Raw genomic sequence first — 21,167 nt, forward strand, 5'->3', positions numbered from 1 at the left:
GTCGAACTTGATGATGCGATGTGGCGCCTCGGCGCCGTCGGTTGCAATCGGGATCACCGGTCTCTCCTTGGTTTGGCAAACGTGGCTTGGCGCCGCACCACCAAAAGCCCCGCAGCTGCGAGGAGAGAAACCGGGGCAACGGCCCAGGCCCGGTCCGACTCAGTAACGCTCCGTTTGCGCGCGAAGGCCAGCGCTTTCTGCAGCAAGATTCTTGCTCTTTTGGCCGCCGGCGTGCGGCGGTCCTTTGCGGCTTTGAATCGGCGCGCTGCCGCCTTGATGGGGCAACACCAAACTAGCGTCGGCAGATGAGATCGAGCTGGATGCCGAGCACGAGGCCGGCGGCGACCAGTTGAGCTTCAAGGTGACCGGTCACAGCCGTGAGAAACGGATCGTCGTTGCAATCGGCGCGAAAGGCGCGCACGCGGCCCCAGAGTTCGGCCAGCAGCTCCGCCGCCGCTTGGTAGCGCTCCGGCGGATCGCAGGCGGGACTAAGATGGGCAAACTCGAAGGGCGGCTCCATCGTTGTCTCCGGGACAAAGGCGGCTCAGACTTGGCCAGTAACGCTCCGTTGGCGCGGCAATGCCAGTGCTTTCTCCAGCAACATTGTTGTTTTTGACCGGCGACCTGCTGCGTGGGTCCGGAGTGGTCCCGGTGCGCGCGGTACATGATGGCGCGACGCCGGTTTGGCTCTCGGCGCCGTGGCCTAGTATCAGTATCCGAACGGGTCTTTGCTGACGGAACTACAGCCCATATCGGAATCGTTGACCATTGCACGCGTGGCCGCCCAGTTGAGGAATTGCGAGGTGCTATCGACCTGGTCATCGTGCCTTCCATATGGAAAGGCAAGAAGCTCCGACAGATATTCATCGAGCCAAGGAGCATCGGACGGCAGAGCCCGAGCTGCCGGGCGGCTACGACCAGCGCCCAGCCGGATACCCACCCGGCGTTTGGCATCAACGACGATGGGAAGAACGAATCCGAACTCCTGCAGGCTCGCCGCGAGCTTGCCGATCTGGGCCGTCGCGTGTCGGCGCGTCTGCTGGCCCAGCGGCTTGAGTTCCTCGATCCGCACAGGAACGGGGGTGAGGTCATGTCGCAGCGGATAACCGTTGGTCCGCACATCGGAATGTTGCATCGGATCGCCTCGCAAAAGCTAAGAGAGGAGCCGAGCCAACTAAATTGGACTACGGTTAACGATTCATCCCAGCGCGCGGACGCCGATCTTGCAACAGTGGTTATCCACAGAAGGAATCGCGCGCGCACCGACGCCCGCCTCAATAGCGTGGCGCAAAACCATTGCCGACGCGGTGCCTGCGCGTCTGCGTTATTCCGTGCTCAAGGCAACCAGATTCCCTGTTCGCCCGCAAAAAATTCGCTGTTCCGGAATGCCGGAGCGAGACGAGACAGTTTGATTTGCGTTGCGATTCTACGGGCATTGCGCAATGTGCGGACCAGATGACGGCTCTGCAACGCGCGCTTTTCCCTGTAAAATTCCCTGTTCGCAGGGAATTCGGGCGCACTTGGGATGTGCGAAACCCTGAGTTTCCGCGGCATGCCCCGGCGACGGCTGTGCGCTGGGTTCGCGTGCAGAGTCCGGGCCGCGATGGGCTGTGGGCGGCCGTTGGGCGGGAAGGGGCGTGAAACGCCGGCGCACGGAGCCTTGCTTGGCCAGAACGGGCGAGCTACTCCTGAGTGCATTTGAGCCGCTCGAGCGAAGCGAGCCTGTCCTCAAGCGCAACGATCCGGCGGAGAAGGTCAAGGCGTGACAGCCCAAGGGTAGCTCGCGTCGATCCAATGACGAAAGCGGCAGCACATGGCCGTTCGGAATTGGCAGTGAGGACGCTGGATACGCGCAGGACGCCGTCGCCGGTCAGCACATCCACCCAACCTTCGGAGGGTGACCGGCCCACGATCCGGCCCGGCACGCGGCCGATATAAGAGGGGGCATCAAGCCGCGGCGAAGCGTTGGCGATGATAAGCCGCTGAGCGTCAAGATGGGTGAAGGCACCAGGAAAAGGCGGAGTTAATCCGCGGATCATTCGATCAATGACGTCGGTCGGCTGTCGCCAATCAATCTCGCCATCGTCCGGCACGCGGGTGCAGCCATAGGAGGCCTGATCGGTATTCTGGCCGGTGCCCTGATAGCCGGCGACGACTCGCAGAACTACCCCGCCGAGCTCACGCTCCTGGATGGCATTGAGACGATTGTACAGGCACGCGACCGTGTCGTTCGAGCCGATCGGGATCGCCTGCTGAAACAGCAGATTGCCGCCATCGAGCTCCGGGACGACAAGGTGAATGCTGATTCCGGCGGTCGTCTCGCCATTGATGATTGCCCAGTTCACGTTGGCGCGGCCGCGATAATGAGGCAGAAGCGAATAGTGCACGTTAACAAAGCGACACAATGCAAGAATTTGCGGCGGGATTATCCGATCGAAGGAAGAGATCACGACGGCAGCGGGACGCAAGTCGGCGATCGCTTTCCGAAGCTGGTTCAATTCCTGCAACTCCGTGACCAGGATACCTTGGGCTTTCGCAAATGCCTTTAGCGCGCTGGCTTCGGGTTGGTCCGGCTTCCGGAAGACCTGGGCCACGCGGCACTGCGCAGCCAACGACCGAAGGGCAGTGAAGCCTGTCGGTCCGTCCGCGAGAAGGAGGACATCGGGCTGCAGCCGCTCGGTCATGTCATTCCTGCCATGGTACGAGCTGGGCAAAGCCGTCCCGTGTCACGGCACCGCCGCGCCACACCCATTCGGCTGCCCGCAATCCTCCAGTCTGCAATCGTACGATCGGCTCGGGGCCAATCTCCGACAGCAGGATGCCCATATGGCCCTGCCCGACCGGCTGCGTGGGCCAGAGGGAAAAACCATTTCGGGCCAGCGCCGCTCGATCGACGTCGCCCCAGAACTGTACCACGACGGCGCCGGCGGGCGCGCATGCAGCCAGATGCGCAGCTTCCGCTTGGCCGATACGCGGCGCTGCCGCTGGCTGCAACGCGACAACGAACGCGTCCCATCCTTCGGGATGGACCGCCGCAGCACTGTCGAACGTCGTGACGCTCGCCCCCGAGCTTGCTAGTCCAGTGCGCAACGGGACAAGGAAGTCATTGTCGCAGAGCAGACCGATTCTGTTGCCGAGCACCGCCAAACCGCAGTCGTGGAGCTGTTTCACGGCAAGCGGTCCGAGGAATGAGAAGACGTCCACGGCGGGGTGTCGCTCGTTGACACCGACCACCGGGATTTTGCGCATTGCACACGCTTCGATATCCAGGTCCTCACGACGAAATTCCCACGCCTCGAACATCAAGGCGATCACGGCGTCGTTGCGCAAATGTGCAATCAGCGGAGCCATCAGGGGGCGAAGGTGGCCACTGTTGGTTATGATGTCGACATTGCAAAGCACCTCGGGGCTGATCTTCTCCAGAATTTCGATGCGATCAGCGACGCCCAAGGGGGCAGCGAGCTCCAGAGTCTCTTGTTTGGCATCGGCCACGGTCCCGTGGCGGCCAGGTTTTGCAAACGCGTAGACGTGCTTGGCTCCGGCCATCGCGGCGAGGACGGCAGTCACGGCGTAGGCGCCAGTCGCCGCTTCGGTCAGCACGGTCAATTCCGAAAGATCTAGCCCTGTTCGCTCGACGGCAAGCTTCATCAATGTTCGCAGCCGAACAGGCGAGAAGCCCGGCCTGGAAGGAATTCGCTTGTCGATATCGGCTGGTCGCGGTTGGGTGAAGGCAGTTCCTGCCTCAATTCCGGTCGTGGAATGGGATCCCGCCATTGCCGCTGCAAATACTGGATTCATGATGCCCTCGACCTGCGCGCTCTGGATATCCGATCGCGTGCCGCCCGGAGCACGTTATAGAGCGGATCGGGTATGAGGGCGCGGAGATGATCCTGCCAACTCATTCGCTCAATGCAGTGGTCTTCGCCGGGACGCGCGGCCCAATACCGGACGCGGCGTTCGCCCGGCGCCGGGACGCGGCGCGTCGTCGTGTAGTAATACGATGCGACGGAAATGCGCATTCGACCAGGCGGACATGTGACCGGATCAGGGAGGCCGTGAAGAGTGGCGCCGTGTGTCTTCCACAGGATCATGGTGTTGAACTGCGGGAAGATACGGCGTCCGAGAGCTGACATGTCGGCAGGCCACAATTCGAGGCTGCCGCCGTAGGCTTCGGGCCAATCCCGATTGAGATAGATGAGGAGATTGACCCGGTGGAACAGTCGGGTCGTCGAATGAACCTCGAAATCGCGATGAATCTTCGTGAAGCCTCCCGGAGGCGTTCGATGTACCCCCGCAAATTTGTGGGTTGGATCGGAGAGAAGATCGCGAACTCCAGTGATGGCCGACACGAATTCACGGAAACGAGCGCTGTCCACCAGGCTCAGCAGATGTTGAGTGGCTGGCCCGAGCCCGTGAGAAATCTCCTGCTTCACTAGGCGATCGGTGTTTGTGGCAATCAGGTTGGTTTCTTCGAGCGCGACGCATTCGGCCGCAACCATATCCAGTAATTTCTCGGGAAATGCGTCGTGGACGACAATGTGTGGCCAGGGTTTTGCACTGGCGTATTCAGAACGCAGGGCATCGCCTTGGGCGAAGAGGCCGCTTAGCGAGTGAAGTTGTACGTCGACATGCAATTTCGCGGACTCCCGCTGCGGCGGCTTCGAGCTGCCCCCTTCCAGGCATGCTGCCTACAAATTTAATTCTATGATTAAAACTGCGCGAATTAAATGTCAAATTAAATAACAGGAGGGTGTGTGCTGCGCACGGGTGGAGATTGGGGGATCTTCTCCGAGGCAGATGTCGTTTCAATCTGTTGCTCCGCGAAGTCGAATACGCCTGTGACCAAATTTAAATCGTTAAATTAATATACATCAGTTGCCACGGGATGATTTTGGTCTATTCTGCAAGATGGGCTGGTGTTGCAGGATGATCCCCATGACCCATCTTGATACCGACGGCGAAGATCGTCGTGAGTTCTTGAAGAGCTGCGGAAAATTTGCCGCCGTCACCCCTCCTGCCATGACGCTGTTGCTGTCCACCTCTCTTACTTCAGCCGCGATAGCCAGTTCAGGCGGTCATATTGTGCACGGCAACAATGGCTACGGCAACGGCGGCGGTGACGGCAGTCCGAACAATAAAGAGGATCGCGATCGCTAGATGTTGCTGTGGACAGCCGCGCCATAGCGGTGTCTACGGCGTCGCGCCCGTCGCGGGGCTCAACCGGTGCGGCGGCGCTTGCGGCTGGATGAACGGTTGATCAACAAATCGTCCAGCTTCTTGCCGGCTCGGAGCTGCGCCTTCAACCAGCGGGGTTGCTTGCCACGACCGGACCAGGTCTCGGACGGGTTTTTCGGATTTTGATACTTCGGCAGCACTGGCGGGTAGGGGCGGCGCGCACGTTCGCCGTTGGGGGCCCCGGAAGTTCCCTCGATCCTGCGAAGCCGCTCTTCGAGCTTGGCTTTTTCCGCAATCATTCTCCGACTAAGAACAGTCGTCACTTCATCGTAAAGCCGCCAAAGCTCGGCTGTGGCCGCGGATGCCCACTCGTCGTTCCCCATGGAAGCCGTCCCCACTACTTCCGATTTGAAATAGGAGGGGGGCTTATCAGGTCGAAGCCCCGTCGGGCAAGCCTGATCGGCCTGCCCACAGAACTCTAGTGTGCAGTGCGGTACTTCTTGGGGCTACCAGCCGGGCCTGTGCCTTCGACCGGCCGGTCGCCTCCCAGCCGGTCTCCGCCGGCGGACCCTTCGCATCGGGCCGAGCAAGCGCTGCTCGGCCATCGACACACGACTACGTAAATTCTGCAATTCAGTGAATTGAACGATCAGAGATTCATGCGTTTGCCGCAAAACAGCCGAAGAATACATGTGACCACCTACTCATTACCAGCGATGACCCGTGACCGCAGATTGAAGTTTGCCGGGTTAACGAAAATGTCGCCCGAACTTTGCTGACCAGGTTTTCATCGGTGCCCCTGCCGAAGCAGCCGTTATCGTTCGAGACGTCTGATTAATGGTTAGAAAATTTCCACTCCTCATATTGATGTTGGATGAATAGTCTTACTTTTTGAGCCTCCTCCGTGTTATGGGTCGAGGCTTTTCAGCCGCCTCGCTCCGGTCAAGTTTGTCGAATGTTAGATTTGAATCATGAATGTGACTATATATCGTTCGTAATAAGTGGTCGGTGATGAGCTTGATGGCTGTTAACCAATCCTGACAAGGCAGCCACATACTGGACCGCCAGATCTGCGGGAGAGTTTTGCAGATCATAGCCAGCTGAGAAGGCGCTGTTTTGTAGATGAATCGGCTGCTTCGGATTTTCCGTGGAGGACCGCAATCCTACGGTGCTGCATGCATTCTCAAAGCGAGTTACAGTGGTGTGGCCATCATGCGTTGCCGATACGCGCCGCGACGAATCGACAGTGCGGCGTTTTGGCAGAACGGATTGGTTGTGCTTCCCGCGCGTCTTGAGGTGAATGCAGGAATAAAAACTGCCGCGCGGGGTATCAGGGATAGGCAGGGGAAGCATGCGCCGCATCAGAGTCGTCATCGCGGATCGGCATCCGATCGTCTTGCAGGGGATCAGCAGCGTCCTTGCGGCGCAGCGCGATTTTGCGATCGTGGCCGCCTGCGGCGATACTGCAAGCTGCATTGGGGCCATCCGACTTCTGGTGCCCGATATTGCACTGGTCGATATTGCAATGCCCAGTATCAGTCGACCGGACATTCTGGCGATCGCAAACACCGCTGGCCAGGGTACCCGGGTCATTTTCTTCGCTGAAAAGGCCGGCGATCAAAGGTTGCAGACGCTGGCCGCGGGCCGTGCCTGCCTCGTCCTCACGAGGGATGCTGAGCCGGAGATGCTGGTCGCGACCCTGAGGAAGGTCGCGGAACGCCAGGGACCGGCATCGCGGTCGCCGTGCACAGGTGGCGAGGTCCGTGGGGAGTCTCACACCGGTGAGGAAAAGGCTCCGACGCAGCTGACCGACCGGGAGCGGCAGATCATGAGACTTGTATCGGAGGGGCTGTCGAACAAGGAGATTGGGCGTTTCCTGAACATTACCGACGGTACGATCAAAGTCCACCTTCACCACATCTTCCAGAAGCTCGATATCAGCAATCGAACAGTTCTCGCGGCATTTGCAATTTCGCAAAACGGGAAACATGCGGCCGCACGTGAACTCGCCTCTTCCGGCCTACTACAGCAGGATTCGGCGGTTCGAAACGACGAGGACGTTAAGCGAAGCAATGTCCTTCCGGAAGGTACGCGTTAGCTGGACACCGCATCATGCTGGGCGGTGAGCATCGGTTGCGGCGCGCAGATGCTCGGCCATGTTGCGGCAGGCTCCTTCGGCCTCAGCCAATGTTCGGAAGGGCGACCCGCTGATCTTGATCGCGCCATTGTTCTCGTAGAGTGGTCGCCAACTCGCCAGGTATCCGGAGCGTCCGTGAAAGCCTGGACCGGTAGGGCTCTCCAGGCTGATCACAAACGAGAAGCCATCGCCGCTCGCGCTCCAGATCTCCATGTTTTCGATGGGCCGGTGAAATTGCAGTGGCATGGCAATCATCCGTCGTGCGCTGCCCTTAATCAAGCTAATCAGATATATGCATATTAAATATCAGTTTGACACTCCAGATTGGGGTCCCGGCGCCGGGGCGAGCAAGCCCGAGGCCATGGAAATGCTGGCAATCTGCTGGCGGCGCACGCTTCGCAATCTCCATCTTTCAAACAAAATTCTGGTTGAAAGTCTATTTAATATATAATAGGAATAAAGCAAATTTAAATCAAGGGGAGCGCATCGTGAGCCAAAGTGGCAATGAAGATGACGACCGGCGGGCGTTCCTGAAAACCTGCGGCAGATTCGCGGCCGTGACACCCCCCGTCATGACGCTGCTGCTGTCGACATCGCTGACCTCGACGGCCATCGCGCGTTCAGGCGGACAGAACGGAGCAACGCATGGCGACGACAGGGGCCAGTCGTTCCTCGACAACGACCGCCCGTCCTCTGCAGCGTCGGGGTCCTCTGGCGGCGGGGCACCTGGAGGCGGTGGCGGACCTGGGGGGCGGCGTGGTGGGGCATCTGCTACTGGAGGGCCATCCGGCAGTGGCGGCGGATCCGGCGGAGCGGCCGGTGGCAAAGGACCTTTCGCGACGGGAGGGAACTCCGGAGATCCGACCGCATATGGAGGGGTCGATTGTGCAGATGAAGAAGACGACGAGCGGAGGCACAAGCCCGAGTGCGAGCGATCCGCCACTCGACTTTCGAGCGCAACCCGCTCCGAGCATTAACAACGGTTCGACCCGCTGTTGTTGCATGCTGAGCAGCCTGGCCCAATGGAGCGTGCCGCGCCTGGGCACATGAGTACTCTATTAACGCGCCGCCGCATCGTTATCGGCAACGCAGCATCCGAATGTTAGTCGCGTTTTTCTCTGATTGCATATTTTTTTGTCCACCATCGAAGCTGGCGGAATTCTCGCGGACATATTGCCAGGAGACCTCACATGAAAATCTGCGCTCGAGTGGACAACCCCGCTGCTGTTCTTCGCCAGCGTCTTGAAGCGCTTGCCTCCCAACTCGCGGAACTTGAGAGTCTCAGGGACCGAGTGGATCGAGAAGAGAACCATCAGCGCGAGCTGCGCCGGTCGGGCTATCTCGGACGGCGCGCGAGCTCAGAGCGCAACCCTGCAACGTCGCAGATTTAAAGCTTATGCCTGCTCCGCCTGGTCGCAACCCATCAAATTATTCAGCGAGAGTCCGAAAGCGAACGGATGGTTCGAATTTAATCGATCATATTTGGCTCGGCGGGGGGCGAGCGGTTCATCCGCAGCAGCATCCCGTCACGCCGAGAACAGGGGCGCTAGTTTTCTGGCGCAGTACGTGCGGGGAGCGGGGGGTCTTCAATCTACTAACTAGTTTCGCTTGAAAGGATGAAAGCTCGTGAATGATGCCAATGTGAAAGTCGAAACGCAGGCCGATCCGGTGAATGAGAACGCGAATGGTGCAAAACCAAGGTTCGATTTCCCGCTTTTGAATTTCCAGGAACTCCTCCGTGGCTTCGCCGAGCAGGGCGCCGCACAGACCAAGAAAAATATCGCGAGCATGAAAGCGACTTCCGAGGAGATCAGCGACATTCTCCGTGAAGCCTGCTCTATGAACGCCAGAGGGGCCGTTGATTACGGCGCCAAGGTCATCGAGATTTCCAAAGACAATACCAGCGCCACCCTGGAGTTTTTATCCCGGCTCGCTGAGACCAGGTCGCTGCTGGATATCGTGCATCTTTCGACCGCCCGAAGCCGCGAGGCTTTCGAAGTTGTCTCCGCACAGAATCGGGAGCTTTGGGAGCTCGCGCAGAAAGTTGCGATCGAGACGACCGAGCCCATCAAGACCAGCTTCAACAGAGTGCTGCACAAGACCGTCTGAACCGAGGCTACCGGCCGCGCGGATCGACTGGACAGGCGTTTCCGCGACGAGGGGACGCTCGGTCCAGTCGATGGCGGGCCAGCGTGCTCAGGGTCCGCAACAGATTGCAGGAAACGAAGATGGGTGTGGTAATGATCAAATGCCCGGAAACGGGCGACGCTATTTCGACGGGTATCGAGACTGATCGCGAAAGGTTTCGCTGCAGCGCGGTATTCTTCTCGCGCACCTATTGTCGGGTCTGCGCGGCTACACACGAGTGGTTCGCGCGAGAGGCCTGGGTCTACGAGCCTGCCCTGGATAGTCGGTCGCCGGGCGGCTGGCGGGCGTCTCGCGCCGGCGCGGCTTGAATAAGTCCTGCTCCGCCACGCGAAATTATCCGATCGATCCTGCGGCTCATCACCTTGTAGCACTCGCATGCCACGGCTTCGAGCCGCGGCCGGTCAATCTCGAGCTGACCGCGGCGGTTGGATTTCAACGCTCTTGACGCGCGCAACGCCCTCACAACATGCGTGACCGTGGTGCGTCGGACGCCCAGTAGCTCCGACATAGTCTCCTGGGTCAAGGGGAGGAGATTGCTGCCATTCGCCCGGTCGTGAATTTGAAGCAGCCAGCAGGCCATCCGGGCTTCGACGGAATGCAGTGCATTGCAAGCCGCGACGTGCTGAACCTGCGTCAGCAGCGATCTCGTGAAAATCTGCACCATGGATGCGATCGCGGCGCTGCGCCCCAGAGCTGACAAAAATTGCGCCGCCGGAATCTGCAGCACGGGCCCCGGTACGCGGACGACTACCGTCACGGATGAGTGGGATGTGCCAAGCGCCAACGTTAGACCGATCGCACCTTCACGACCGATCACCGCTATGGCGGCAGTCTGCCCGTTCGGCAAGTCCACGATGTAGGAAATCGCGCCGCCACAGGGGAAGAGAAGGTGCTCGATTCGATCTCCCGATCGGACCAGTACGGCGTCGCGCTTGAGTACGACTTTCCGCAGGTGAGGCGCAAGCAAAGCGAAATCCGCCGCCGGCAACGCTGCTAACAATCGATTACCAACTCTTGTCGCGTGGTCCATCATGGGATTCGTCCCCCACGGAGGTCCGGCGCTAGGTCTCCTGCCGGCTGGTGCCGGCTGGTCTGCACTACTCAACAGCGCTCCAATCGGTCACCGGAGATATGGTTCCAATTGGGAGTCGTGCGTGTGCGACGGCACCGCCACGCACGATCCCGCTAGATCCTGCGATTGGCTCCAACTGGAGACCGGCAGGCTCGCGGGCATTGCAGTTGATGTCGGCCAAGCCTATCGCTCGTCCGCCTTCTCGGGAACCGGAAAGAGTGTCATCGAAGCGGACGCTCTATGCCTGTGCGACGGATGCCAATTTTCGGCCGAATATGCTCAGGCGGCGACCGCCTAATCATTGAACGTTCTTAACTCGTGGCTGACTCTTAATCAGCGGGTCCCAGGTTTGGGCCCCGCCCACCGCACCTCGCAAAGCCTTAGGCCGATCCACGGTTTGAGAAGACCGAACTAAAACGGTTTTTCAAACGGTGCTTTTTGGATCCTACCGGACGGTTGCTCCCGACAACGTGATCGGCGGTGCCGGTGACAAAGCGGCTCGCCGAGCGGCTTCCCCACTAAGTCACCATTTGCCGAACGAGTGTGCCGCAAGTTCGAACGACCCTGCTATTGAGCAGATCGGCCCTTGGTGCGGCTTCCTATTTTAGGCGAATTGCTTGTGACGTTCACGGAGGGAATCCATCCACAGGGTGAGATCCTGCACGTGCTTGAACATATCTTCGGGAGGCGGCGAAGCGGCATTTCGCCCGCGGGAAAGATCGTGAGCGTCCGTGATATCGCAACAAAGTTTGAATCCTGCCTCCCAAGCGGTGACGTCAGCGGCTTTCGGGTGCGGCGCTTCAGCGCCTGCTGGAGACGCGCGACGCGCTGGCGCGTCAATCTCGTCGCCAAGGCCTTGCGAGAAAGCAACCAGATCAACGACGAAATCAGCCGCGCTCTTGGTTGTGACTCCGCATCCTCGTTTTCGCAGGCTTTCACCCGTCACATAGCTGGGCGCCTGGCCCGTGTCGCAAAGGCTTTCACCTGTCAGACGTGGTCCAATGATTGCCTGTCGCGTATGCTTCTGACACAAATTTACAGGCCGAATCTACCGAATGCGCAACGTCTGGAACAGTCTGACGATCCGTCCCATCGGTATGAATTGCCGGCGGTTCGTCTCAAAGTATTTGATTAGCTCGTCGAGTTCGTCTTGCGTGGGCTGTCGGTTACGCTCTTTGCTCTTTCCAACCAAATTGAGGTGACTTAACGCGACGCGTGCGAGGCGGGCTTCCTCGGCTGAAACCTCGACACCGTGCACGGCGGCGGCGTTCGTTATGATTGTACGGAGAAGGACAAATCGATTGCCAGTGTCGCGGGGGCCAGCGCCCAGCTTGGCGCGCTTTCTTCCGAACTCGATCAGCGACTCTCTGTTGAGAGCGGGCAGCTTCACACTGCCGAGTTCGGTCTTGAGCTAGGCCATCACAGCAGCTTTTGATCGGCGAGGGGGCTTACCGACCTCGCGCATGTCTTGGTCGTGCAAGTCAATCAGATCGCCAAACGTGCGAACGTTCCGGACCACGCGTGGCTTCGACGATCCATTACGGTCAATGTTGCGCTCCATTTCGAGCGCCCATTCTTCCTTCGCCATCCTTGCGTCTTCGGAACGTCTCGGCCACATAACGGGTCTTGCGCCGGACTTGGACGCGCCGGTTTCCGGATGCAATTTGTGTAGGTCGCCACGCGTGTGCACTCCGGCTTTCGTGTGCACGACGTGTGCACCGGGAGATCCAGAAAAATCCATTAGGCGCAAGCCTGCAGGGCCCGCCCTTTCATGCCAATGAATCAGCCTTGACGTTCGGAAGCTTTTGACGCGAAGCAGGCCTGCGAACGATGCTACTTGCCTTCGTTCCAGATATCGGTGGCGAGCTTCCAATCATTTCCGACCTTTTCCCAAACCACGACATATTTTCCAGTCACTTCCTGTGGTGTCGGTCCCTTGGTCTTCAGCACGAAGGTGCCGATCTCGCGTGCCGCCATAGGGCCAAGCGGCTTAACGTCAACGGTGGTAAGTTTCGGATCGCCAACTTGCTCCGCCATGCCTTTCCACATTGTCTCGATGGCTGCTCGGCCCTGCACCATCGCAGAGCCGGGCGGGAATGCAGTCGCATCCGTGCTGTAGAGTGACCCAATTCCAGAGAAGTCGCCCTTGTTGAACATTTCAATCCATTTGGCGTTGATCACTTCAATTTCGGCCTTCTGAGCCGATGCTAGGCCGGTCAACGAAATCACGAATGCGATCACCAGTGCTATGCTGCGCATGATCATCTCCAATTCTGATGTAGATACGAATGCGAGCGGCAATTGTCCTGACGTCGAGTGGATGCGCTGAACGCCGCATCCCAGACCGCGTTTGGCGCAACAGCAACTCCGGAGGACTACCGTCAACAACATTGACAGGTAAGAACAAGGCCGCACCGGGTGCGATCGAGCGACGAGGTTGATTGCTCGTTATCGAAGGTTCACCGATAGAGTGACAGGCCGCAAGCCACCGGTCCAACAAAGAGCGTTCCCATGTTGCTGAACGTCGTACTTCGACTGAGAAGGGAGAAGTGCCACTCTTGATGTGCCTGATCGCATTATGCCCTTGAGGCGCGGTCGATACTCCGACAAGGGGATCGCTTTGTAGCGATGTCATGGAAGCCCGCGCCTCACCTCGTGGAGATTAGTAGCCGAGCATCAAGCGGCCACCCCGGCGCGTCTTGTGGCGGGCAGTCTTACAGGCGGACACCGGTTGTAGCAAACGCTTGGGCAACTGGTTTCTGCACCTGATCCAAGAGCGCCATTGCTGCAATTGCGATCACAACGGCAGCAGCGCAACCGAGCAGAAAAGCCTTCATGCGCGAACTCCATCATTTACAACCGTACTCATCTTACGATGCCGCTTCCTGTGAGTAACTGTGGCGAACGATCTCAAGCTCGCCCGCAGTTGCTGCCGGGTCTAGGGGCTCTTAAAAACCGGGTCGATCGAAAATGCATCGCTCATCAACCCCAGCGATTGAAGGTTGGCGCTTTGCAAGTCCACTTCCAATATGAGGAGGAGCAGCATGAGCACGACAACCGTAAAAGCGAGCAGAGGCGAGGCTTTTCGGGTAGCTGGCTCTGGAGCGATCAAGAACACGCGCATGGCGCGTAGCCATGAGATCATCCGCAGCAATGGCCTCGATTGCCCCAGCATGCCTTCTTCCTTGACATGACGAGCAAAAACCAAGGCTAGGACTCGCGCTGCCGCGATTCAAGGGAAGATTGCGGGCGGCGGGCGAACTGACGCAGTGCGCGTCGAGGAACGGATACCGATCCTTCCTCGTTGAAGCTTGCGCCCCAGAAGGAGGATCTGGCCGTGAAGGCACTGACATCCATACTATACCTGGCAGCGGTCGTGGCCTTCGATAGTGCGCTCGCCCAATCCCGTCAGACGGGGGCGCCTGCGCCACAGACGGTTCCCGAAGAGAGGGGCCAGCCGCAGCCACAGGGCTGGACCGGCCCGGTTAATACGGGTTCGGGCGGCGCGCCCGCCGAGAGTCCGCAGGGCCAGAGCCCGCCCGGGATGCAGGCGGCGCCCGAGGGCTCGTCCAAGAAAGTCGTGGCGCCGAAGAAGTAAGTGCGGTGCCGCGGACACTTATTTCGGGCATTCTTGACGGCATAGAGTGACCATGGCTGGCAGTGATTGATGCGATGGGCTTCGTGCGCCCGGGTTGCCGCAACCCTCCTGGAGATTGTTGCTGCGTCAGCGGCGCACGCGCAGCTTGCGGGTCACGGCGGCCCCGTCCGTGCGCTCGCCGTTTCGGCTGATGGCGACAGCCTGTTGTCGGGCAGCTTCGACACTTCCGTCATCCGCTGGTCGCTTAAGACCAACGCGGCGGGCGAGGTGCTAAGGTATCATGCGGACGCCGTTAACGCCGTTGCTTTCCTGCAGGACGGCCGCATGGTCACCGCGGGGTCCGACGCCCGGCTGGCGGTATGGACAGCCGGCCGCCAACAGCCTGATCAAGTCCTCGAGGGGCATACCGCTCCCGTCGTGGCAATCGCCGTGGCGTCGGACGGATCGAGCCTCGCCTCGGCCTCTTGGGACCATAGCGTGCGCCTTTGGTCGTTGGCTGATGGCGCCGCCCGGGTGTTCGAAGGTCACGCGCAGAATGTGAACGGTGTGGCCTTCGCTCCAGACGGCATGTCGCTCGTTAGCGTCGGCTATGATCGTGCGTTGCGCATCTGGCGCTTGCCCGAGGGCCGGCCTGAGACGGTGGAATTGCCAGCGCCATTGAACGCCGTCGCCATCGCGCCCGATGGCGAGATCGTCGCGGCAGGGGCTGACGGCAAGCTGCGCATGTTGACGAGGGACGGGGAGCTGGAGGGCCAGGTGGCCGCGGGCTTGGCACCGATCGTCGCTTTGGCGCTTTCCGATGATGGGATGCTGATCGCCGCCGCAGGCATCGACGGCACGGTTGCCATTGTGCAGCGCAAGCCGCGGAGAGTGTTGCGGACGCTCGTGGGCCCCGTTTTCCCGATCTGGTCGGTCGTGTTTCTGCATGATGCAGCAACGCTCGTGACCGGAGGTGCGGACGGAAAGATCCGGCGCTGGAACGTGTATACCGGTGAGCCCGTCGATTCGAACCTGTTCGGGACATCAGCGGATCCGCTGGCCGCTTATGCGGGCGATCATGGTGCCGATATTTTTCGCGCTTGCGTTGCCTGCCACACGCTGTCGGACAAGGAGCCGCAACGTGCAGGGCCAACGCTTGCCGGATTGTTCGGACGGAAAATCGCCTCGCTCTCGGGCTATCGGTTTTCCGAGGCGCTCAAGACGATGGATATCGTCTGGAGCCCCGAGACCGTCGCAAAGCTGTTTGAAGTCGGGCCCAACGCCTACACGCCGGGAACGAAGATGCCGGAGCAGCGCATCGGATCGGCCGAAGACCGCCGCGCGTTGACCGACTTCCTGGCCCGGGCGACCTCGCAATAGGCGAGGCCCTAACCTGGACGAGGGACGTCGCGCCTACGTCTTGCTGTCCGGCCGGCGCAAATAATCCTCGGTGGTTCGGGGCGGCGCGCGTTCTGGCACGCCCTCAAACGGATTGAACCGCTGTTCGCTCATCACGATCACGCGGCAATCCGCGCACATCCTGATGGCGTCGAGGCGCTGGTCGCCCGCCGGATACATCCAATGATTGCCCTCGAGCTTGACCGCGATGCGATCAATCGTGCTCTTCACGCCGAATGCCGTGCCGCAGCGGATGCAAAGGGCAGGCTCTTCCTCTTTGATCACAATCGCGGGCGCGCGGCCTGCGCGGAAATCGATCTGCGGCTTCAGCGTTATGACCTTCTCGGGACAGGTGCTCTGGCAGAGACCGCATTGCACGCAGGCATCCTCGACGAATTTGAGCACTGGACGGTCGGGATCGTCGCGGAGCGCGCCCGTCGGGCAAACGGAAACGCAGGACAGGCACAGCGTGCATCCACCGGTATCAACACTCACCGCGCCAATCGGAGCGCCCTGAGGCAAGGCAATGACGTCGACCTGCTTCGGTGCGAGCCGATGCAGTTCGCTCAACGCGAAGCGAAGCAGGTCGCGCCGCTTGCCGACGGTCTTGAAGGTCGCAGGCGTGTTCACCGCGGCAAGTCGCTCGATGCCCCTCAGGTGCTCCAGCATTGACTCCGGATCGTCAGTTTCGATCACAGTGACCCGGCGCCCTTCAAATCCGAGGCCCGCAAGGATGGTCTCTGCCATGTTGGTCGTTTGGGTCAGTCCAGCCACGTCATGCCGCGGCTTGCCGCGGAGCAAAAGCCGGAACGCGGTCGCTCCGTAGGCAAATGCGCCGATGACAGCCTCAATCCCGATCTGCGTCACCTCGTTGACGGCCAGAGGGATGACGTGGGCAGGCAGGCCATCGCCGTGCCGCGCCAGCGCGTCGATCAACGGCGTGCCGTGTTGGCGGTCGTGTAGCAACAGGACGGGGTTCGATCCGCCCGCCTGATGATAAGCGAGCAGCATGGCGCGGATGGTCTGAAGCTGGGTGTCCGCGGGCGGCAACGCGTAGGACGCGGCGCCCGTCGGACAGGCGGCGGCACATTGGCCGCAGCCGGCGCAAATCTCGGCATCGATAGCAACATGATTGCCGGCTGGCGTGATCGCATTCGTGGGGCATAGATCAAGACAGCGATGACAGCCGGTCAGATTCGAGCGCGAATGGGCGCAAAGATCGGGCGTGAACTCGACATATTTAGGCTTATCGAAACGCCCGACAAGTTCACGCGCGCTCAGGACGGCGCGCAGCATGGCGCCCGGCTCCTTGGGATCGGCCCGCAGGTAACCGTCGCGCAGATCATGCGCCTGAAACAGCGGTCTCTCTCCCGATAGGTCAATGACGATGTCGCAACGCGAGGTGGCGCCGTTGCGTGGAGTTTCAAAGACGTAGTGGTCGCGCGAGGAGGGGCGCGGGGGAGCGTAGTCGTTGACGGTGAGCTCGAAAGCGCCAAAATGTCCTCTGGCGTTACGGATGGTTCCTTTAACGACCGGGAAGGGCGTTGCCACAGGCGAGATGATCGCGCCCGGCTCCCTCAGCATCACGGTCACATCGAGGTGATCCGAAAGGAGCAGCCCGGCTTCGATCGCCGCCTCGTCCCGGCCATAGATCAGGATGACGCCGTCGCTGGCAAGCGTGACAAGTGGATAATCGGGCGCCTGCACGGCGCTGGCTGCGAGCAGCGCTGCCATTTTGGGGCCCGCATGCGTGCCTTCGGTCGACCAGCCTGCCGTCTCGCGAATGTTCACGAAAGCAATCGGCGCGGAACGATCGCCGGCTTGCTCCGCAAACAAGGATTGCTGATACGTGCAGGCAACGGTCAGAGGGCCCTCTGCCTTTGCGCATGCGCCAAAGTGGTCGAGCTCGGCGCCGCACAGGTGACGAAAACTCCTGATGTCGTCATTGTCGCATCCGCGCTTGATCGCGGCCACGTCAAGCCGCATCGTGTCTTCACACGAACAAATCAGGATGGTCTTCGCTGGCTGCTCCAGGTTCATCCCTCCGAGAAGGCGACGAATGACGGGCTCGCTCCGATCCTTCGCTTCGTATAGATATTGTCAATTGGGGAAAAGGAGAAATTGGAGGAAGGCCTGCGGTCGATCCCAACCAGCCTCGCTTCCACGGCGGAATGGATCCAATTGCCGCCGCCCTTTGCCTTGGTCCGGTTGCGCGAGAGCGGAGACGCGTTCGCCCATGCATGCTGCATTGCACCCGAAAGCGGTGCCGGCACGCTGGTCTATGTAGGGCGGTTCGACGTCGCCGAGTTCGCGGTGGTGCTGGAGCCCACGGAGCCGCTGATCACCGCACGCCGCGCCTTTTACGCCGGCATGGTCGCCCTGACCGACGCCCTGCGCGCCTATGCGCCGCCGGCCAAGGAAGTTGCGATCGGTTGGCCCGATGCGGTGAGGATCGACGGTGGACTCGTCGGAGGGGGACGGCTTGGCTGGCCTGCATCCGCGGACGAGGATGAGCCGCCGGATTGGCTCGTATTTGGGGCCATGATTCGAACAGTCATGATCAACGATCATGATCCCGGTGTTCGCCCGCTTGCCTCCGCCCTCGATGAGGAAGGGTTCGGCGAGGCCGGCGCAGTACAGATGACAGAGAGCTTTGCACGGCACCTGATGCGGGCGATCGACAGTTGGCAGGTCGATGGATTTGACAGCGTCGCGCGCGAATATCTCAGCCGTATCCCTCGCGAGCGGCAAACGCTCCGACGCATCGATGATCGCGGCGATCTGCTCACGCGCCACACGGGTCGTGATACGACCGAGCGGGCAGCTCTCGTCGACGCGCTGGCCTCGCCATCCTGGCTCGATCCGACGCTTGGAGGGCCGAGGCGGTGAAAAAGACTATCAAACTTCTACGCACGATCGCCCTGGATCCCTCCGACACCTTCGTGTTCGACGTGCCGGCAATGCCAGGCGAATGGGCCGTCTCCGGCGCCTTCCGCTTCTGCGGTCAGGATCCGGCGGAGCTGAGCCGAAAGGCACGTGCCGCCTTCCGCAGCGGCTTTCTTGGCGTGCAATCCTGGGGATGGTCGACGCTCGCGCAGATCGTCCCGGCAACCGAGGACGATTGCCAGGTGCTGATCGAGCTCCTTGCCAGACAACTTGTCGATCGGTTCGGCGCACCGGACATGGCAATTGCGAGGGCCGCTGCGGAAGAGGAAGTCACCTTTGCACAGTCGCTCTGCTCGCATCCGGTCAGCTCGCTCATTGCGGTCCACCGCTCGGGCGGCGACGGCGACGTTCACGAGAGCTTCCGTAAGCTGCAACTGCGGGAAGGGCAGCGTCATGGCAAGGCATTCTCGTTCATGGAAATCGAGGATGATGTCAAAGCCGACAGCGATCTTAACTATTCTGATGGGGGCCAGGAGCGGCTCCTCCGATGAGTGATTTCTGGATCGCATGCGGCCATCATCTGCTCGATCGCGACGAGAGCGGCGGGCTTCGTGTCACCGACGAATTCTTGAAGGCTTATTTTGCCCGTCCCGAGCTGATGCCGCCGAAGGACGCGTGCCCGGTCGAACGAAGACTGCATCGTGAGATGCTTGCTGATCCGCGCCGGGCGGTCGCAGCCGACGAGGTCGCTGCGATCGCCGATGAGGACGCGCGGGAGAACTGGCGCTTCGTGGTGGAGTTTCGCGATCTTATGTTGCGGCACCCGACGCTCGAAGCTGCGTATCTCGCAGTTCTGAGTTCGTCGTCAAACGTCCTGCCGCCGCTGTTCATCAATCAGCTCGTGCATGTGATCTTGCGCAATGCGCTTGACGCCAACGACGATGTGTTCGTGCTGCGCGCCGCCGAGCTGTTCTTCCGGCCGCAGCGGATCCTTCCACATGAACAGGCCTTGCTGCTTGGCGACGAAGAGGTTGTCGGCGATCGCAGCCCGACGCCTATCTTGTCGCTGATCTCGATGCTGGGCACCAAGACTGACGCCCAGCTCGATGTGCTGAGCGAGGAAAATGCCGAGAGTTATTGGCAACGCAGCAACCAGTTCGATATGGCCCTCGATCTCACCGCGGGTGGGCGAGGCCCTCGCGCGCTGGCACAGGCGATGACGCGCTGGGTCTCCCATCTGCTCGGGATCGATGTTCGCATTGAACCGCTGACGGAACTACGCGAGGTAAAGCTGGCCTGGTATATCGGGTTGGACGCTGACGCCACCAAGATGGGCGATCGGCTTTGGCATGGCGAGGAGCTCGACGGGCTCAGCGCAGGGCGAGTTCTTTCGCTGTTTCGCCTCACCTTTGCGGATCCTCAACTCGCCCTAGAGACCTTGCGGGGCGAGCCGGTCTATCTGATCCTAGCGATGACAGCCGATCGGAAGCTCCGCATGAAACCGCAGAACCTGTTGAGGGGACTCCCGATCAGGCGCCTGGAGGCGATCTCATGAGTGTTGCCCTGCCGCTCCAGCGTATTCCCGTCGGTATCGTCGTCGAACTGCGCAAGGCGGATTCGCCGTGGTGCGATTTTATCTGGCGGAGCGCCGCCGTGTTGCCTGACATACCGGACACGGAGCCCTGGACAATCTTGCGCGAACAGGGCGGCACCACCTGGTTCTATGCCGGCAGCGCAACGGTTGATCTGTACGTGTCGGAAACTGCGCGTTACCGCGACAATATTGCCTCCGGCACGCCGAGCCTCTGGGTGGTCTTGAGCCCATCCGAGGGAGCTTGGCCTTATGCGATCGCCGCCACGACCGCTGATCCCGCCGAAGGAGAGGGGTTTACCGGGGCCGCTGACAATCTGGTTGAAGCCGTACCGATGCCCGAGGTAGTGCGCGAGCTGATTGAAAGCTTCATTGCCGAACACCACGTCGAGCGAGAGTTCGTCAAACGCGAGCGCCGGCGCGCCGACCCCGAGGCTTTGGCGCGTCGGCAGCATGAAGGCGGGCAAGAATGACCGAGGAAGAGTTTCTCGCACGTTGGTCGCGTCGCAAGCGCGAGTCGAATTCGAATGCTCCGCCAGCGGAAACAGCCGGGCCGGCCGGTGCAGCCGCGGTGCCATCCGCCGCGGCCGAGCCCGAACCGGACGTGGATCTTGGCAGCTTGCCGTCGATCGACGCGATCGCGGCGGGAACCGACATCACCGCCTTCCTGCGCAAAGGTATTCCGCCCGAATTGATGCAAGCGGCCCTTCGCCGCGCCTGGACGGCCGATCCGGCGATCCGCGATTTCGTGGGGCTCGCCGAGAACGCCTGGGACTTCAACGATCCGAATGCCATGCCCGGCTTCGGACCACTCGATTGCTCGCAGGCGGAGCTGGCAGCCTGGGTCGACCGGATCGTCGGGGGTCTGCGTGAAGCCGCAGAGACTCAGCCTGACACGCCGACGCAATTGCAGGAGTCCTCGGCCGTTCCGAATGGCGATATTGTGCACTCCGTTGGGCTTACCGAGACGCCTGATGAAACCGGTCCCACAGAGATCGCGACTCCCGTTGCATCGCAATCGGCCATGGAGCCCGATACTGTTCCGCGCCGCGTACATGGTAGTGCCCTGCCTCAATAGTGTTGCTACCAAAGGCGCTATAGCCTCAACCTATTGAGCGGCGATTGACCGTCTGCGGAACTAGGTCTAGATTTGCTAGCGCTTTGTTGCGCAAGTAAAATTGGT

General features: G+C 60.6%; 24 protein-coding genes and 1 pseudogene. 12 read left to right on the forward strand and 13 right to left on the reverse strand.

The window, feature by feature from the left end; translation table 11 throughout:
- Positions 1-292: 292 nt before the first annotated feature.
- From ABIB91_RS34130 to ABIB91_RS34150, 5 genes are all read right to left on the reverse strand, one after another.
- Complete coding sequence (locus ABIB91_RS34130) at positions 293-520, reverse strand: hypothetical protein (RefSeq protein WP_354171094.1); 228 nt, start codon at positions 518-520, stop codon at positions 293-295.
- 189 nt (positions 521-709) lie between these two features.
- Entirely contained in the window at positions 710-1,135 is a 426-nt protein-coding gene (locus ABIB91_RS34135) for a ParB N-terminal domain-containing protein (RefSeq protein WP_354171096.1), read from the reverse strand.
- A gap of 547 nt (positions 1,136-1,682) precedes the next feature.
- Entirely contained in the window at positions 1,683-2,684 is a 1,002-nt protein-coding gene (locus tag ABIB91_RS34140) for a methionyl-tRNA formyltransferase (protein ID WP_354171098.1), read from the reverse strand.
- Between the two features lies 1 nt (position 2,685).
- Entirely contained in the window at positions 2,686-3,798 is a 1,113-nt protein-coding gene (locus ABIB91_RS34145) for a hypothetical protein (protein ID WP_354171100.1), read from the reverse strand.
- A complete protein-coding gene (locus tag ABIB91_RS34150) occupies positions 3,795-4,634 on the reverse strand; it encodes a 2OG-Fe(II) oxygenase (protein WP_354171102.1) in 840 nt (279 codons plus the stop codon). The genes ABIB91_RS34145 and ABIB91_RS34150 overlap by 4 nt, the downstream gene beginning before the upstream one ends.
- A gap of 292 nt (positions 4,635-4,926) precedes the next feature.
- Here ABIB91_RS34150 and ABIB91_RS34155 point away from each other — a divergent pair, with 292 nt between their 5' ends.
- Entirely contained in the window at positions 4,927-5,157 is a 231-nt protein-coding gene (locus ABIB91_RS34155; RefSeq protein WP_051058403.1) for a hypothetical protein, read from the forward strand.
- A gap of 59 nt (positions 5,158-5,216) precedes the next feature.
- On the opposite strand, the gene ABIB91_RS34160 is transcribed toward ABIB91_RS34155, so the two are convergent.
- On the reverse strand, positions 5,217-5,558 hold the full coding sequence (locus ABIB91_RS34160; RefSeq protein ID WP_007592797.1) for an H-NS histone family protein: 342 nt from the start codon (positions 5,556-5,558) through the stop codon (positions 5,217-5,219).
- A 968-nt stretch (positions 5,559-6,526) separates the two neighbouring features.
- Here ABIB91_RS34160 and ABIB91_RS34165 point away from each other — a divergent pair.
- Positions 6,527-7,273 (forward strand): LuxR C-terminal-related transcriptional regulator, encoded by a 747-nt coding sequence (locus ABIB91_RS34165; protein WP_354128789.1) that lies wholly within the window; start codon positions 6,527-6,529, stop codon positions 7,271-7,273.
- Positions 7,274-7,285: 12 nt separating this feature from the next.
- On the opposite strand, the gene ABIB91_RS34170 is transcribed toward ABIB91_RS34165, so the two are convergent.
- The gene (locus ABIB91_RS34170) at positions 7,286-7,558 is read right to left on the reverse strand and encodes a hypothetical protein (protein WP_166517484.1); all 273 of its coding nucleotides are present in this window, start codon (positions 7,556-7,558) and stop codon (positions 7,286-7,288) included.
- A 239-nt stretch (positions 7,559-7,797) separates the two neighbouring features.
- Between ABIB91_RS34170 and ABIB91_RS34175 the strand changes: the two are divergent.
- Both ABIB91_RS34175 and ABIB91_RS34180 read left to right on the forward strand, forming a co-directional pair.
- A pseudogene (locus ABIB91_RS34175) lies at positions 7,798-8,094 on the forward strand (hypothetical protein); the annotation flags it as partial.
- Positions 8,095-8,938: 844 nt separating this feature from the next.
- Positions 8,939-9,421, forward strand: coding sequence for a phasin family protein (locus ABIB91_RS34180; RefSeq protein WP_354171106.1), 483 nt, complete (start codon positions 8,939-8,941; stop codon positions 9,419-9,421).
- A gap of 280 nt (positions 9,422-9,701) precedes the next feature.
- Here the strand turns inward: ABIB91_RS34180 and ABIB91_RS34185 are convergent, their stop codons facing one another.
- Entirely contained in the window at positions 9,702-10,493 is a 792-nt protein-coding gene (locus ABIB91_RS34185; RefSeq protein ID WP_035992968.1) for a Crp/Fnr family transcriptional regulator, read from the reverse strand.
- Positions 10,494-11,118: 625 nt separating this feature from the next.
- On the opposite strand from ABIB91_RS34185, the gene ABIB91_RS34190 reads away from it, so the two are divergent.
- On the forward strand, positions 11,119-11,667 hold the full coding sequence (locus ABIB91_RS34190) for a helix-turn-helix transcriptional regulator (RefSeq protein ID WP_198288336.1): 549 nt from the start codon (positions 11,119-11,121) through the stop codon (positions 11,665-11,667).
- 276 nt (positions 11,668-11,943) lie between these two features.
- On the opposite strand, the gene ABIB91_RS34195 is transcribed toward ABIB91_RS34190, so the two are convergent.
- The 4 genes from ABIB91_RS34195 to ABIB91_RS34210 all read right to left on the reverse strand — a co-directional run bounded on the left by ABIB91_RS34195 (position 11,944) and on the right by ABIB91_RS34210 (position 13,740).
- Positions 11,944-12,120 (reverse strand): hypothetical protein, encoded by a 177-nt coding sequence (locus tag ABIB91_RS34195; RefSeq protein WP_245285875.1) that lies wholly within the window; start codon positions 12,118-12,120, stop codon positions 11,944-11,946.
- Between the two features lie 245 nt (positions 12,121-12,365).
- Positions 12,366-12,791, reverse strand: a complete 426-nt coding sequence (locus ABIB91_RS34200; RefSeq protein ID WP_007592779.1) for a YybH family protein — start codon at positions 12,789-12,791, stop codon at positions 12,366-12,368.
- 455 nt (positions 12,792-13,246) lie between these two features.
- A complete protein-coding gene (locus ABIB91_RS34205; protein WP_007592777.1) occupies positions 13,247-13,369 on the reverse strand; it encodes a hypothetical protein in 123 nt (40 codons plus the stop codon).
- A 101-nt stretch (positions 13,370-13,470) separates the two neighbouring features.
- Complete coding sequence (locus tag ABIB91_RS34210) at positions 13,471-13,740, reverse strand: hypothetical protein (RefSeq protein WP_354171109.1); 270 nt, start codon at positions 13,738-13,740, stop codon at positions 13,471-13,473.
- A 168-nt stretch (positions 13,741-13,908) separates the two neighbouring features.
- On the opposite strand from ABIB91_RS34210, the gene ABIB91_RS34215 reads away from it, so the two are divergent.
- Both ABIB91_RS34215 and ABIB91_RS34220 read left to right on the forward strand, forming a co-directional pair.
- The gene (locus ABIB91_RS34215; RefSeq protein ID WP_354128785.1) at positions 13,909-14,130 is read left to right on the forward strand and encodes a hypothetical protein; all 222 of its coding nucleotides are present in this window, start codon (positions 13,909-13,911) and stop codon (positions 14,128-14,130) included.
- A gap of 69 nt (positions 14,131-14,199) precedes the next feature.
- Positions 14,200-15,489: a c-type cytochrome gene (locus ABIB91_RS34220; RefSeq protein ID WP_007592772.1), complete on the forward strand. Its 1,290-nt coding sequence runs from the start codon at positions 14,200-14,202 to the stop codon at positions 15,487-15,489.
- A 33-nt stretch (positions 15,490-15,522) separates the two neighbouring features.
- Here the strand turns inward: ABIB91_RS34220 and ABIB91_RS34225 are convergent, their stop codons facing one another.
- The gene (locus ABIB91_RS34225) at positions 15,523-17,493 is read right to left on the reverse strand and encodes a 4Fe-4S binding protein (protein ID WP_354171112.1); all 1,971 of its coding nucleotides are present in this window, start codon (positions 17,491-17,493) and stop codon (positions 15,523-15,525) included.
- Positions 17,494-17,628: 135 nt separating this feature from the next.
- Here ABIB91_RS34225 and ABIB91_RS34230 point away from each other — a divergent pair, with 135 nt between their 5' ends.
- The 5 genes from ABIB91_RS34230 to ABIB91_RS34250 are packed head-to-tail and all read left to right on the forward strand — an operon-like array spanning position 17,629 to position 21,062.
- Positions 17,629-18,396 carry a biotin/lipoate--protein ligase family protein gene (locus ABIB91_RS34230; RefSeq protein ID WP_007592767.1) on the forward strand — a complete coding sequence of 256 codons (768 nt, stop codon included), beginning with the start codon at positions 17,629-17,631 and terminating at the stop codon, positions 18,394-18,396.
- Positions 18,397-18,404: 8 nt separating this feature from the next.
- On the forward strand, positions 18,405-18,944 hold the full coding sequence (locus tag ABIB91_RS34235) for a DUF6505 family protein (RefSeq protein ID WP_354128839.1): 540 nt from the start codon (positions 18,405-18,407) through the stop codon (positions 18,942-18,944).
- Positions 18,941-19,948 carry a DUF6352 family protein gene (locus tag ABIB91_RS34240; RefSeq protein ID WP_354128783.1) on the forward strand — a complete coding sequence of 336 codons (1,008 nt, stop codon included), beginning with the start codon at positions 18,941-18,943 and terminating at the stop codon, positions 19,946-19,948. Before ABIB91_RS34235 ends, ABIB91_RS34240 begins: the two co-directional genes overlap by 4 nt.
- Positions 19,945-20,457 (forward strand): DUF3305 domain-containing protein, encoded by a 513-nt coding sequence (locus ABIB91_RS34245; protein ID WP_354171115.1) that lies wholly within the window; start codon positions 19,945-19,947, stop codon positions 20,455-20,457. The genes ABIB91_RS34240 and ABIB91_RS34245 overlap by 4 nt, the downstream gene beginning before the upstream one ends.
- Complete coding sequence (locus ABIB91_RS34250) at positions 20,454-21,062, forward strand: DUF3306 domain-containing protein (protein ID WP_354171117.1); 609 nt, start codon at positions 20,454-20,456, stop codon at positions 21,060-21,062. The genes ABIB91_RS34245 and ABIB91_RS34250 overlap by 4 nt, the downstream gene beginning before the upstream one ends.
- Positions 21,063-21,167 lie beyond the last annotated feature (105 nt).

The sequence above is a fragment of the Bradyrhizobium sp. JR4.3 genome, from assembly GCF_040547695.1.
Classification (GTDB): domain Bacteria; phylum Pseudomonadota; class Alphaproteobacteria; order Rhizobiales; family Xanthobacteraceae; genus Bradyrhizobium; species Bradyrhizobium canariense.

What these genes read in the sequence shown, in the direction of transcription:
- ABIB91_RS34130 (WP_354171094.1), bottom strand. Translation starts at nt 520, where the DNA reads ATGGAGCCGCCCTTCGAGTTTGCCCATCTTAGTCCCGCCTGCGATCCG.
- ABIB91_RS34135 (WP_354171096.1), bottom strand. Translation starts at nt 1,135, where the DNA reads ATGCAACATTCCGATGTGCGGACCAACGGTTATCCGCTGCGACATGAC.
- ABIB91_RS34140 (WP_354171098.1), bottom strand. Translation starts at nt 2,684, where the DNA reads ATGACCGAGCGGCTGCAGCCCGATGTCCTCCTTCTCGCGGACGGACCG.
- ABIB91_RS34145 (WP_354171100.1), bottom strand. Translation starts at nt 3,798, where the DNA reads ATGAATCCAGTATTTGCAGCGGCAATGGCGGGATCCCATTCCACGACC.
- ABIB91_RS34155 (WP_051058403.1), top strand. Translation starts at nt 4,927, where the DNA reads ATGATCCCCATGACCCATCTTGATACCGACGGCGAAGATCGTCGTGAG.
- ABIB91_RS34160 (WP_007592797.1), bottom strand. Translation starts at nt 5,558, where the DNA reads ATGGGGAACGACGAGTGGGCATCCGCGGCCACAGCCGAGCTTTGGCGG.
- ABIB91_RS34165 (WP_354128789.1), top strand. Translation starts at nt 6,527, where the DNA reads ATGCGCCGCATCAGAGTCGTCATCGCGGATCGGCATCCGATCGTCTTG.
- ABIB91_RS34170 (WP_166517484.1), bottom strand. Translation starts at nt 7,558, where the DNA reads ATGCCACTGCAATTTCACCGGCCCATCGAAAACATGGAGATCTGGAGC.
- ABIB91_RS34185 (WP_035992968.1), bottom strand. Translation starts at nt 10,493, where the DNA reads ATGATGGACCACGCGACAAGAGTTGGTAATCGATTGTTAGCAGCGTTG.
- ABIB91_RS34195 (WP_245285875.1), bottom strand. Translation starts at nt 12,120, where the DNA reads ATGGCGAAGGAAGAATGGGCGCTCGAAATGGAGCGCAACATTGACCGT.
- ABIB91_RS34200 (WP_007592779.1), bottom strand. Translation starts at nt 12,791, where the DNA reads ATGCGCAGCATAGCACTGGTGATCGCATTCGTGATTTCGTTGACCGGC.
- ABIB91_RS34205 (WP_007592777.1), bottom strand. Translation starts at nt 13,369, where the DNA reads ATGAAGGCTTTTCTGCTCGGTTGCGCTGCTGCCGTTGTGATCGCAATT.
- ABIB91_RS34220 (WP_007592772.1), top strand. Translation starts at nt 14,200, where the DNA reads ATGCGATGGGCTTCGTGCGCCCGGGTTGCCGCAACCCTCCTGGAGATT.
- ABIB91_RS34225 (WP_354171112.1), bottom strand. Translation starts at nt 17,493, where the DNA reads ATGCGGCTTGACGTGGCCGCGATCAAGCGCGGATGCGACAATGACGAC.
- ABIB91_RS34240 (WP_354128783.1), top strand. Translation starts at nt 18,941, where the DNA reads ATGAGTGATTTCTGGATCGCATGCGGCCATCATCTGCTCGATCGCGAC.
- ABIB91_RS34245 (WP_354171115.1), top strand. Translation starts at nt 19,945, where the DNA reads ATGAGTGTTGCCCTGCCGCTCCAGCGTATTCCCGTCGGTATCGTCGTC.
- ABIB91_RS34250 (WP_354171117.1), top strand. Translation starts at nt 20,454, where the DNA reads ATGACCGAGGAAGAGTTTCTCGCACGTTGGTCGCGTCGCAAGCGCGAG.